This is a genomic window from Bacteroides clarus YIT 12056 (assembly GCF_900129655.1).
Lineage (GTDB): Bacteria > Bacteroidota > Bacteroidia > Bacteroidales > Bacteroidaceae > Bacteroides > Bacteroides clarus.
Window position 1 is genome coordinate 51,411 of sequence record NZ_FQWK01000003.1, and the last position, 12,058, is coordinate 63,468.

Here is a 12,058-nt window from a genome sequence, read left to right on the forward strand (position 1 = left end):
AATGGATACAATACATGAAATGCAGCAAGAGCTGCAACACCTTGAAGAACACAGCAACCTGCGCCGTTTGCCCAAGATGGTGCACGACGGAAGGCATGTCATCGTGAACGGCGCGCGTATGCTGAACCTCTCGTCCAACGACTATCTGGGGCTGGCATCCGACCGGAGCTTGCGCGAGGAGTTCCTGCGCACGCTTACTCCCGACACGTTCCTGCCCGCCTCTTCTTCTTCCCGGCTGCTGACGGGCAACTTCACCGTTTACGAAGAACTGGAAGCGGAGCTGGCGCACCTTTTCGGTACGGAAGCCGCATTGATTTTCAACAGCGGGTATCATGCCAATACGGGTATCCTGCCTGCCGTAAGCGATGCGCGGACGCTGATACTTGCCGACAAGCTCGTCCACGCCAGTCTGATTGACGGCATCCGTCTTTCGGCGGCCAAGTGCGTCCGTTACCGCCACAACGATTTGGCGCAATTGGAACGGCTGTTGAAAGAGCATCATTCCGCCTATCGCCGAATCATCATCGTCACCGAAAGCATCTTCAGCATGGATGGCGACCGGGCGGATTTGCAAGCCCTGGCAGGATTAAAACGCCGATATGACAACGTACTGCTTTATGTGGACGAAGCCCACGCCTTCGGCGTACGCGGCAAGCGGGGGCTTGGTTGCGCCGAGGAATCCGGTTGTATCCGCGACATCGACTTTCTCGTCGGTACATTCGGCAAGGCGGCTGCGTCCGTAGGCGCTTACATCGTATGCAGAAAGACGGTACGGGAGTATCTCGTAAACCGCATGCGCACACTTATTTTCACCACCGGGTTGCCACCCGTAAACATAGCATGGACACTGTTTGTAGTACGCCGACTGGCAGATATGCAGGAACGGCGTGAACATCTGGCGCATATCGGCCGAACGCTTCGCGAAGCCCTGCAAGCCCGAGGATATACATGTCCCGGCGCCAGCCATATCGTTCCGATGATTGTCGGACAGAGCGCGGATACCGTCCTGCAGGCAGAGGCTTTGCAACGGCACGGCTTTTACGCCCTGCCCGTCCGTCCGCCGACAGTGCCGGAAGGAACATCACGCATCCGTTTTTCGCTGACAGCGGAAATCAGAAGCGAGGAGATAGAAGAGTTAACGAATTACCTGACCGTTCATACTCAAACTTAGCAATACCTATGACAAACGGCATTAAAACATCAACCGATATTTATCATTTAATAAAGAAAAAACAATGAAACAAGTGTATATCATCAACGAGAATCACCCCAAGTTACTCCTTTTCTTTGCCGGATGGGCGGCAGATGAAACTCCTTTCAAGCAGTATCATCCCAAGGATACGGACTACATGATTTGCTACGACTACCGCACACCGGACTTCGACACGTCCGTCTTCGACCGTTACCGGCAGATAAACGTGGTAGCCTGGTCTATGGGTGTGTGGGCAGGCTCTCTCATACTCAGCCAAGTTCCCCGGGAAAAGATTTTCAGTATAGCCTTCAACGGAAGTACAAGCCCCATAGACAATCTGGAAGGTATTCCCGTGCAAACCTATCAGGCCACTTTCGACGGACTCACCCCCGCCTCGCTCCAGAAGTTCCTGCGCCGCATGTGCAAGGACAGCAACGCCTACAAGGCCTTCATGGAAATAACTCCCCGACGGGACTTCGATGAAATCAAGGAAGAACTGAGGCTCATCCGGGAGCGGTACTTCGAGATGTTTGGAAACATGGAGCATAAAGGTTATGATGAGGAGACTGAAGAAAGGTTTCAGGAGAACTTCGAAAGGTACGAATACGACTACGATTACGCCTTTATCGGCAGCAACGACCGGATTTTTCCGCCTGAAAACCTGGAAATGAACCACGACAACCTGATGTGCAACAATGTAATCCTGACGGACAGCGCACACTATGACGCGTCCATGTTCCGTTTTCTGTTGCAGGACATGTGGGAAATGCCCATCGATGACTTTATGCACCACCTCAAATCCATCAATATCGAATGAAACGACAGAGGAAATGACTTGCAACGCCCAATCCATTGACAAAGCTCTCGTGGCACGGCGCTTTGCCCATGCGCGAGACACATACGGCAGCGAAGCCCGCGTACAGCAGCAGGTTGCGGAAAAAATGCTGCGCCTGCTCACGGCGCACGCCTGTACATCCGCTACCGCACCGGACGGTAACGGTGACAGGCAACAGCCGCGGAACGCCGCCCTTTCCTTCCGTCATATTGCGGAGTTCGGATGCGGTACGGGCTGTTACTCCCGCCTGTTGCTGCGCACGTTGCAACCGGAAACGTTGCTGCTTAACGACCTGTGCCCCGAAATGGAAGAGTGCATACACGACTTGCTGACGGGTGGCGGGCGTCTGCCATGCGCTCCTCAGGCTGGCAACGCCTCTGGGGTTCTTTACGATGCCGATGTGGAACTTTACAGCGCCGAAACTCCATCCGAGAGCACCAAAGTACCATCCGAAAACGCCAAAGTGCCATCTGAAAACGCCAAAGTGCCATCTGAAAACACCAAAGCGCCACTTTGCGGAAGCTCTCCTGCAACTACCGCCGTCAGCTTTCTGCCGTGTGACGCGGAAACGCTTGATTTCCCGCAAGGGACGGACTTGATAACGTCCTGCTCCACCTTGCAATGGTTTGCCGATACGGAACGGTTCTTCGCCCGTTGCCACCGCTTTCTGTCGGACGGCGGCATTCTTGCATTCAGTACTTTCGGGAAGAAGAATATGCGGGAGATACATACCCTGACCGGACACGGACTGGAGTATCTGTCGCTCGATAACCTGAAAGTCCTGCTCTCTCCCCGTTTCGAGATTCTTTATGCCGAAGAAGAGATTGTCTCCCTGTCGTTCGGCACTCCGCTCGAAGTGTTGCGACACCTCAAACAAACCGGAGTTACCGGCACGGAAAAGAGGGTTTGGACACGCGGACGTTTGCAGAGTTTCTGTGATGAATATATACGGATGTGCGGCAACGACGACCGCAGCGTTTCGCTGACTTATCACCCGATTTATGTGATTGCGAGGAAGAGGGAAAGATAAAAGATTAAAGATAAAAACATGAAAGATAAAGAATAAAGGATATTAGTAATAGAGTAACCTAAGGCTGAAAGCCTTCTATCGCAAAGCCCGGGGTAACACCCCGGGAATACGAATATAACCAACATTGCGCCCTGTAAGGGCAAAAAAGATAAAATATAAAGTATAAAAAGACATGAATACCGACATCTATTTCATCAGCGGTATCGATACCGATGCCGGAAAAAGCTACTGCACCGCCTGGTACGCCAAGCAGCTATCCCAAAACGGACAGCGTGTCATCACCCAGAAATTCATCCAAACCGGCAACACCGGCCATTCCGAAGACATCGACCTTCACCGCCGTATCATGGGCACAGGCTACCTGCCCGAAGATAAAGAAGGGCTCACCATGCCCGAAATCTTCTCCTACCCCTGCTCTCCCCACCTTGCGGCGCGTATCGACAACCGCCCCATCGACTTCGGCAAAATAGAGCGCGCCACCCGCGAACTCGCCCGCCGCTACGACATCGTACTGGTAGAAGGCGCCGGCGGCCTGATGGTTCCCCTGACGGAAGAATATCTCACCATAGACTACATCGCCGAGAAAAACTATCCCCTTATTTTCGTAACATCCGGCAAACTGGGCAGCATCAATCACACCCTGCTAAGCCTTGAAGCCGTTAAACACCGGGGAATCACACTCGACACCGTATTGTACAACCTTTATCCCACGGTAGAGGACACGACCATACAAAACGATACGATGCAATACATACGGGACTACCTTGCCAGGCACTTCCCCGAAACGAAGTTTGAAGTCGTGCCGGAAATAAATAATCCGCGTCAGGCCATGTAATCTGTGCCGAATTTCGTAACTTTGCACGTTATAAAACGTCATAGGACACATGGAAGCATTTACATTCGATACAACCGAGAAGATATTACTCGCAGCGACGGGAACTCTTTTTATCATTCAAGCCCTTTATTACTTTTGTCTGTACAACCGTATTCACATGCGCAGCCGTGCCGTGAAACGAGACAATGTGCACTTTTCCCAGGAGCTCCCCCCTGTATCGGTCATCATCTGCGCCCGTGAAGAATCCGAGAACCTGCGCCGCAATCTGGCCGCTGTGCTGGAACAGGATTATCCGCAGTTTGAGGTTATCGTTATCAATGACGGCGATACGGACGAAAGCGAAGATTACCTCACCCTGCTGGAAGAGAAATACCCGCACCTCTACCACAGCTTCGTCCCCGACTCTTCACGCTATATCAGCCGCAAGAAGCTCGCCGCCACTCTCGGCGTGAAAGCCAGCAAATACGACTGGCTCGTCTTTACCGAAGCCGACTGCCGTCCGCAAAGCGACCAATGGCTCCGACTGCTGGCACGTAACTTCACTTCGCGTACGCAAGTCGTTCTGGGATATAGCGGTTATGAGCGCGGCAAAGGCTGGCTGCACAAACGTGTGGCGTTCGACAACCTGTTCAGTTCCATGCGTTACCTCGGTTTTGCGCTTGCCGGAAGCCCTTATATGGGCATCGGGCGCAACCTCGCCTACCGCAAAGAACTGTTCTACCGGGAGAAAGGCTTCTCCGCGCATCTCAACCTTCAACGCGGCGATGACGACCTGTTTATCAACCATGTAGCCACAGCCGAGAATACCCGTGTAGAAACCGATGCGGATGCTATCGTACGCATGCAACCCGTATTCCGCGCCAAAGACTGGCGGGAAGAAAAGATAGGCTACGCATCTACCGCCCGCCTCTACCACGGTGCGCAACGCTGGCTGGCCGGATTGGAAACCACCACCCGCCTGGCGTTCCATGCCGCATGGATAGCCGCGCTCGCAGCAGGTATACTGCATTTTCACTGGCTGGCGGCGGGCATCGCGTTCCTTATCTGTATATTTCGGTTTATCCTGCAAGCCATCATCATCAACAAGACCGCAAAAGATTTGAACGACCAACGCAGATACTACTGGTCACTGCCCGTATTCGACGTGCTTCAACCTTTGCAGTCTCTCCGTTGGAAACTCTACTGCCTGTTTAGAAAGAAAAGCGGATTCCTGAGAAAATAAATCCATTCCACGGGGCGGAGTTATTCGCCTTGCGGAATGAAAATATCTATCCCGTGGGATGAAATTATTCGTCCCATGAGATGAAAACCACCCGTCCCGTAAGATGAAAATATCCGTTCCGTAAGACGAAATCATCCATCCCGTAAGACGGATTCGGCTCTGCAGTGACAGGAATTTGATTGCCCTACCCGCTCTTACTCGTAGCGCATGGAATTTGCCGGATGAATCCGTGTAATAAGGTATGACGGCCCCAGCAACATAATGACCGAAGCCAGCAGCGTACCGACATTCAGCAACAAGAAAATCCAGATATTGAAAGACACGGGAACGGTGTCCATATAGTAGGTTTCGGGGTCCAGGCGGAACAGGCCGAACCATTTCTGGATAAAGTAAAAAGCCAGTCCTATCACATTGCCCCACAACATTCCCTTTCCGATAAGGAATACCGCCAGCCAAAGAAACAGCTTGCGGATAGTGAGATTATTCGCGCCCAAAGATTTCAGAACGCCAATCATGGAAGTACGCTCGATGATGATAATCAGCAATCCCGACACCATCGTGAAGCCGGCAACACCGGTCATCAGGATAAGGATAACCCATATATTGACATCCAGAATGCCGAGCCATGCAAAAATCTGCGGGTTCAGTTGCTCCACATTGAGCACACAGTAGTCCGCTCCGTACGGGTCGGGGCGCCGGCTCACCTCATCGGCTATCCGGTAGGTGGCTTCTTCCAGTTTATCGTAGTCGTATAGCTCCAGCTCCACTCCGCTCACCTGGTCGGGGCGCCATTTGTTCAGGCGGTTCACCAAGCACAAGTCGGTGAGCAGGAACAGGTTATCGTACTCGGAAAAGTTGGTCTGGTAAATGCCCGTGACGGTCAGACGGCGGGCACGCACCTCATCCTGTATATAATAGGTGTCTATCTTATCGCCGAGCTTCAGTTTCATCTTGTCGGCCATCGCCTTCGAAATGACGACACGGTTGGTAGAAGCCGAGTCGCTGAACTGCGGAAACTCTCCCTCTACCAGGTGGCGACGGAAGAAAGAACTGCCGTACTCAGGCCCGATACCCTTCAGCACCATCCCCTGAAAGGCGTCGGACGTCTTTATCATCCCCGGCTTGGTGGAATAGCGTTGCACATGTTTCACGTCGGGATTATCTGCGAGGGCGGCAATCATGCTGTCCGTCACAGCTATGGGGCGGGTTTCAAAAGAACGCGCCGCGTCCGAATTGCTTATCTGGATATGCGAGCCGAAACCGATTATCTTATCGCGCACCTCGCTCTTGAAACCGATTATCACCGACACAGCGATAATCATCACCGCCAATCCGATAGCGACACCGACAGTCGCTATCAGCACGGCAGGACGGGAAACTTGCTTTCCGGCATCGGAACTGCGGTAAATACGCAGCGCTATGAAACGGGATAAATTCATCAGTAGTATTATATATCTTCCGATTTCTTCCGGGCACGGGTTACACGGATTCCGCAGGCTTTCTTAATCCTTTCTCCGTGAAATCCGTGTAATCCGCGCCCTATTCTTACATTCGACAGACCGATTATCCGGTACACCTTCCCGAACAACTATTCCGTACGTCCCGGATAGGCTTCGAGCGCTTTGGAGAGCACAAACAGCGCACGGGTCAAATCTTCTTTCTTCAAGACGTAAGCTATGCGCACCTCGTTGCGGCCGGAACCCGGAGTGGTATAAAAGCCGGAAGCCGGAGCCATGAAAACGGTCTGGCCTTCGTACTCGAATTCGGAAAGACACCATGCGCAGAACTTGTCCGAATCGTCTACGGGCAGCTTGGCCACGGTATAAAACGCTCCCATAGGAATGGGCGAATATACGCCGGGAATACGGTTCAGACCGTCAATCAGACACTTACGGCGTTCCACGTATTCGTCGTAGGTATCGCGCAAGTAGTCTTCTCCGGCATCCAGGGATGCTTCGGCGGCAATCTGGCCTATCAACGGCGGGCTCAAACGCGCCTGGCAGAACTTCATAACGGCATCGCGTATCTCCTTGTTCTTCGTTATCAGCGCACCGATACGAATACCGCATTCGGAATAACGCTTGGAAACGGAATCTATCAGAACCACGTTATTCTCGATACCTTCCAGGTGGCAGGCGGAGATGTATGGGGAACCCGTATAGATAAACTCACGATACACTTCGTCGGAGAAGAGGAAAAGGTCGTACTTCTTCACGAGGTCGCGTATCTGATTCATCTCGCGACGGGTATACAGATAACCGGTAGGATTATTGGGATTACAAATCAGGATGGCGCGGGTGCGGTCGTTTATCAACTCCTCGAACTTCTCCACTTTAGGCAGCGAGAACCCCTCTTCTATGGTCGTCGCAATCGTACGGATTTTAGCGCCGGCGGAAATGGCAAACGCCATATAGTTGGCATAAGCCGGTTCCGGCACGATAATCTCGTCCCCCGGATTAAGACAGGCCATAAATGAGAACAACACGGCTTCCGAACCGCCGGAAGTAATGATTATATCATCGGCGGTGAGCTTGATGTTGTATTTATCGTAATATCCCACCAACTTTTCACGATAGCTGCGATAGCCCGCGCTGGGACTGTACTCCAACACCTTACGGTCAATATTGCGAATGGCGTCAATCGCGACTTGCGGCGTAGGCAGGTCGGGCTGTCCGATATTGAGGTGGAATACATGGGTGCCCCGTTGCTTGGCTGCATCTGCCAAAGGAGCCAGCTTTCTGATAGGAGATGCGGGCATCTCCATTCCGCGAATAGAAATTGTTGGCATGAGTTTTTTATATCATTTTATCATTTAAGTCGCAAATGTAGTGATTTATTTGATACTGAAGGGAAGCTAAGACATAAAAACTTTAAAAACCTTATCTATATTAAAAACACTATGCTATTTCAAAAGAATCTTGTACCTTTGAAATAGTAAACAAATGGACAACTACAACCGTTTTATCATAAACCAACATTAAAAATAGTAAGTAATACCATGGTCATCAACCTAATAACTTTTGCTTCACTGTTACATAAGCAAGCATCTGTTCGCAGTTCCCATGAAATAATATTGACTGAGTTGGAGAAATATTTCACCGTCAATTTCATAGATTATCAAGATATTAACAAGCTGACCCCCGATGACTTCAGCATCCTGTTCATCGCCACCGGCGGAGTGGAACGACTGGTCATCCAGCATTTCGAATCGCTTCCCCGCCCCGCCATCATCCTTGCGGACGGCATGCAGAACTCACTCGCCGCCGCCCTCGAAATATCTTCCTGGCTGCGCGGACGCGGCATGAAAAGCGAAATCCTTCACGGCGAACTGTCCGAAATCATCAAACGCATTTTTGTACTCCACAGCAACTTCATGGCGCAACGCAGCCTTTTCGGGATGCGCATCGGCGTGATAGGCGCCCCGTCCGGCTGGCTCATTGCCAGCAACGTGGATTATCTGCTTGCCAAGCGGCGTTGGGGAGTGGAATACACCGATGTCGCCCTTGACCGCATCTACGAATATTACGCTCAAATCACCGATGACGAAGTGGGCGAAGCATGCGCCCGCCTCGCCGGAAAAGCGCTTGCCTGCCGGGAAGCGTCCCCCGAAGATATGATAAAGGCGATGCGCCTGTACCGGGCTATCCGAAAGATTGTGGACGAAGACCGCTTAAGTGCGCTCACCCTGAGCTGCTTCCGTCTGATAGAGCAGACGGGCACTACCGGATGCCTGGCGCTTTCCCTGCTGAACGACGAGGGTATCATCGCCGGATGCGAAGGCGATTTGCAATCCATATTCACCATGCTCACCGCCAAAGTGCTTACAGGGAAACCCGCTTTCATGGCCAACCCGTCCATGATTAACGCGCGCACCAACGAAATCATACTGGCGCATTGTACAATCGGCATCGCGCAGACAGAGCAGTTCATCATCCGCAATCACTTTGAAACGGAAAGCGGTATCGGCATACAGGGAATACTGCCCACCGGAGACGTGACAATCGTGAAATGCGGCGGAGAATGCCTGGATGAGTATTACCTCGGTACGGGCACGCTCATCGAGAACACCAATTACATCAATATGTGCCGCACGCAGGTACGCATAAAAATGAATGCTCCGGCAGAATATTTCCTGAGAAATCCGCTGGGAAACCATCACATCCTGTTGCATGGCAACCATGAACAAATACTTGACGAGTTCTTGCAGTCGAACGGATGCAAGAGGATAGAATAAGGCTGTAAACGCTCCGCAATTACATCACATCGTCGCTCAGTCTGACTTCAAAGCGGGTTCCTCTGCCCAGCTTTGAAGTTACCGTTATCGTTCCATGCAGACGTTCCACAATCGTCTGGCAGATACTCAGCCCCAAACCTGCGCCTTGCGTAAAGCTGTCCGCCTTGTAGAAACGCTCGAAGATATGTTTCTGGTCTTCATCGGATATACCCGCCCCGGTATCTTCCACGAAGACGGTTGTGTATCCGGGTTCTTCCATGCTGTATCCCAACGTGATACTGCCCTTCGCGGTAAACTTCCTGGCATTGTTGATCAGGTTATTCACAACCTGCTTCAAACGCACGGAGTCGGTAACGATATCTTTGCCTGTCCCTTCCGGAAAGTCGGTGCGTAATTCCACCCCTTGCGGCATACTCAGCCTCTGAGAGTCGTAGACCTGCTGCATGATAAACGTAAGGTTGTAGGAAGAGAGCTGAAAGTCCATTGTGCCCGACTCGATGCGTGAAAGGTCCAGAATATCGTTAATCAGAGCCAGCAACAGGGTACAGTTTATATTGATGGTCTCGACAAACTGCTGCACTTCTTCCGAAGAAAACGCTTCCAGGTCTTTCAGCAAATCGGAGAAACCGACTATCGCATTCAGCGGAGTGCGTATCTCGTGGCTCATATTGGCAAGGAACGCCGATTTCAGTTTATCGGCCTGCAAAGCCCGGTCACGGGCGGCGATAAGCTCGTCTTCGGTGTCTTTATAGCGCTGAATACTCTGGCACACACCCAATACCATATAAGGAATATCCGCCGTCAGACCGTCATAAGCGGTACTGCGGAACTCCCACCACTCGTACCCGCCATCCGCGTTTTGCAGCCGGAAACTCATACGCGAGTTCGGCTCGTGTCCCAGCATGATATCATTGAAATGCTTGCGTGTACGGGGCAGGTCTCCCGGATGAATAATCAGGTCCAGCTCTTCCCTGGATATATACCCCGTATTGTCATAGCAGTTGAAGCGTTGCAACAATCCGCCGGGGAAGTGGAAACATTTCAGCCGCGTGTTGTACTGCCACGGATAGATGGAACTCTCTTCGATGGCCATATTGAAGAAACGCCTCTGCATCTCCTCTTCGGATATGTTACGGCAGACAATGGCCATACCCGTCAGCTTGTCTTTCGCAAAGATAGGAACCACCTCGCCCGAAACCGGGAAATAAGCGCCTTTCGTATTCTCCTGCATGAACGCCTTTTCCGGTATAATAACAGGTTTCTTGTCCCGTATCACCTGCTTCAACAAAGTTTGCAGGATATTCTCGCCATTCATGTAGATATGGAAAATGGAGCCGGCAATCTGCCCTTCGTACGAACGTGCCATATACGTATCGGACGATAAGCCCAGCATCTCCACCAAAGCCCGGTTGACGAAATGGATCCGCAAATCCGTATCATACGTTATCAGCCCGTCGCGAATGGAGCAGAATATCTTATCGAATTCATCCCGCTGCTCCACCAAACGGTGCTGTACCAGCAGACGGGTCTGCGCGTGGATGCGCTTGCGAGCCTCGCGCCGGTTGCTCCGATAAAGCCAGGCCACAAGAAACGCCAGTGCGCCCACCGTCACCGAATAGAAAAGGATAAACCAAACCCGATAGCGATCCATTAAAGGCACATTCAGAATGGTTCCCCGCTTCTCAACGCTCTCCACGTCCACATGGAAAAAGTCCAGCTGCTTATAATCGAACAATAACTTACCGTCCAAATCCCCCACCCCGAACGAATCGGGCGACCGCCCTTTCAGAATGTCCGCCGCCTGTACGCCCGCAGCATAGGTATCTGTCGCCGGCTCTACGTCATAAACGCATAACACGCCGCTCGTCATCGCCAAGTTCTGATTGGCAAATACGGGAGCTTTCAGCTTCAAGGAAAGAAAAGGAATCCATTTAGGAGCTATAACAATGTGCTTATACGCGTGATAATCGTAGCAGATAGAGGTAATAATGGTGTTGAGGGACTTCTCCTGCACATTCAGTTTCTTCAAACTGTATCCGGGATGCTTCTCCTTAAAAGCCACCCAGGCATCTTCCACCGCTTCCACCCCTTTAGAGCTCAAGAAGCTGCTGTCCGTCAGGCAGACAATCTCCTTGCGCGCGGGAAACAGACGTATGGCTTCTTCAAGCAGCACATTGAAATCCGTCTTTGAAGTGAAGCCCGAAACGTTCGGCATTCTGTCAAACAGCTTCTTATCGGGATACTTAATGCCCGAAACCACCACCGGTATCTGATACGGCAAAGAATCGCCGCAATGGGTTAAAGTAAAGAAAGCCTCATCGCTGGACGTCACAATCAAGTCTGTTTTACGCTGCCTGGCACGTTCGCATATACGGCGCATGATAACGCACTCCGAAGCGAAAGTCCAAAAGTCGGCGTTCAGGTATTCCGTTACCACGTCAGCCTTTACGCCACCCTTCTCCAAGCCGTTCTGCAGACCGGTAATAAGATTATCATGCCAAGAAGCGCTGTTGGTATATGATTGTATGAAAAGTACGTTATAGTTGTTTTCCGCAGCCGAAAGTGTTCCCGATATCAAGCACAGGAAAGCCCATGAACATAGTAAGAAAAAGTGTTTTCCCATTTCGTTTGTTTTGATTTGTCTGCGTAAACTTCTTTATAGTCACGCAAATATACAAGGTTATATTGAGAATTTACACCTTTTTCCTTA

At 51.4% G+C, this 12,058-nt stretch carries 9 protein-coding genes; 6 read left to right on the forward strand and 3 right to left on the reverse strand.

Features of this window, described 5'->3' with window-relative positions; genetic code table 11:
• Window position 1 precedes the first annotated feature (1 nt).
• From BUB52_RS04850 to BUB52_RS04870, 5 genes are all read left to right on the forward strand, one after another.
• Window positions 2-1,171 carry an 8-amino-7-oxononanoate synthase gene (locus tag BUB52_RS04850; protein ID WP_009121752.1) on the forward strand — a complete coding sequence of 390 codons (1,170 nt, stop codon included), beginning with the start codon at window positions 2-4 and terminating at the stop codon, window positions 1,169-1,171.
• Between the two features lie 64 nt (window positions 1,172-1,235).
• Window positions 1,236-2,009 carry a pimeloyl-ACP methyl esterase BioG family protein gene (locus BUB52_RS04855; protein WP_009121751.1) on the forward strand — a complete coding sequence of 258 codons (774 nt, stop codon included), beginning with the start codon at window positions 1,236-1,238 and terminating at the stop codon, window positions 2,007-2,009.
• A gap of 13 nt (window positions 2,010-2,022) precedes the next feature.
• Window positions 2,023-3,057 (forward strand): malonyl-ACP O-methyltransferase, encoded by a 1,035-nt coding sequence (locus BUB52_RS04860; RefSeq protein ID WP_009121750.1) that lies wholly within the window; start codon window positions 2,023-2,025, stop codon window positions 3,055-3,057.
• Between the two features lie 172 nt (window positions 3,058-3,229).
• The gene (gene bioD, locus BUB52_RS04865) at window positions 3,230-3,892 is read left to right on the forward strand and encodes a dethiobiotin synthase (RefSeq protein WP_009121749.1); all 663 of its coding nucleotides are present in this window, start codon (window positions 3,230-3,232) and stop codon (window positions 3,890-3,892) included.
• A gap of 49 nt (window positions 3,893-3,941) precedes the next feature.
• Window positions 3,942-5,114 carry a glycosyltransferase gene (locus BUB52_RS04870; RefSeq protein ID WP_009121748.1) on the forward strand — a complete coding sequence of 391 codons (1,173 nt, stop codon included), beginning with the start codon at window positions 3,942-3,944 and terminating at the stop codon, window positions 5,112-5,114.
• Between the two features lie 194 nt (window positions 5,115-5,308).
• Here the strand turns inward: BUB52_RS04870 and BUB52_RS04875 are convergent, their stop codons facing one another.
• Together BUB52_RS04875 and BUB52_RS04880 are read right to left on the reverse strand one after the other, a co-directional pair.
• Window positions 5,309-6,553 (reverse strand): ABC transporter permease, encoded by a 1,245-nt coding sequence (locus BUB52_RS04875; RefSeq protein ID WP_009121747.1) that lies wholly within the window; start codon window positions 6,551-6,553, stop codon window positions 5,309-5,311.
• A 149-nt stretch (window positions 6,554-6,702) separates the two neighbouring features.
• The gene (locus BUB52_RS04880) at window positions 6,703-7,902 is read right to left on the reverse strand and encodes a pyridoxal phosphate-dependent aminotransferase (protein WP_022218728.1); all 1,200 of its coding nucleotides are present in this window, start codon (window positions 7,900-7,902) and stop codon (window positions 6,703-6,705) included.
• Window positions 7,903-8,112: 210 nt separating this feature from the next.
• Here BUB52_RS04880 and BUB52_RS04890 point away from each other — a divergent pair, with 210 nt between their 5' ends.
• Entirely contained in the window at window positions 8,113-9,348 is a 1,236-nt protein-coding gene (locus tag BUB52_RS04890; protein WP_009121744.1) for a fucose isomerase, read from the forward strand.
• 19 nt (window positions 9,349-9,367) lie between these two features.
• Here BUB52_RS04890 and BUB52_RS04895 read toward each other — a convergent pair whose 3' ends face one another.
• Window positions 9,368-11,971 (reverse strand): sensor histidine kinase, encoded by a 2,604-nt coding sequence (locus BUB52_RS04895; protein ID WP_009121743.1) that lies wholly within the window; start codon window positions 11,969-11,971, stop codon window positions 9,368-9,370.
• Window positions 11,972-12,058: the final 87 nt, after the last annotated feature.

What these genes read in the sequence shown, in the direction of transcription:
- BUB52_RS04850 (WP_009121752.1), top strand. Translation starts at nt 2, where the DNA reads ATGGATACAATACATGAAATGCAGCAAGAGCTGCAACACCTTGAAGAA.
- BUB52_RS04855 (WP_009121751.1), top strand. Translation starts at nt 1,236, where the DNA reads ATGAAACAAGTGTATATCATCAACGAGAATCACCCCAAGTTACTCCTT.
- BUB52_RS04860 (WP_009121750.1), top strand. Translation starts at nt 2,023, where the DNA reads ATGACTTGCAACGCCCAATCCATTGACAAAGCTCTCGTGGCACGGCGC.
- bioD (WP_009121749.1), top strand. Translation starts at nt 3,230, where the DNA reads ATGAATACCGACATCTATTTCATCAGCGGTATCGATACCGATGCCGGA.
- BUB52_RS04870 (WP_009121748.1), top strand. Translation starts at nt 3,942, where the DNA reads ATGGAAGCATTTACATTCGATACAACCGAGAAGATATTACTCGCAGCG.
- BUB52_RS04875 (WP_009121747.1), bottom strand. Translation starts at nt 6,553, where the DNA reads ATGAATTTATCCCGTTTCATAGCGCTGCGTATTTACCGCAGTTCCGAT.
- BUB52_RS04880 (WP_022218728.1), bottom strand. Translation starts at nt 7,902, where the DNA reads ATGCCAACAATTTCTATTCGCGGAATGGAGATGCCCGCATCTCCTATC.
- BUB52_RS04890 (WP_009121744.1), top strand. Translation starts at nt 8,113, where the DNA reads ATGGTCATCAACCTAATAACTTTTGCTTCACTGTTACATAAGCAAGCA.
- BUB52_RS04895 (WP_009121743.1), bottom strand. Translation starts at nt 11,971, where the DNA reads ATGGGAAAACACTTTTTCTTACTATGTTCATGGGCTTTCCTGTGCTTG.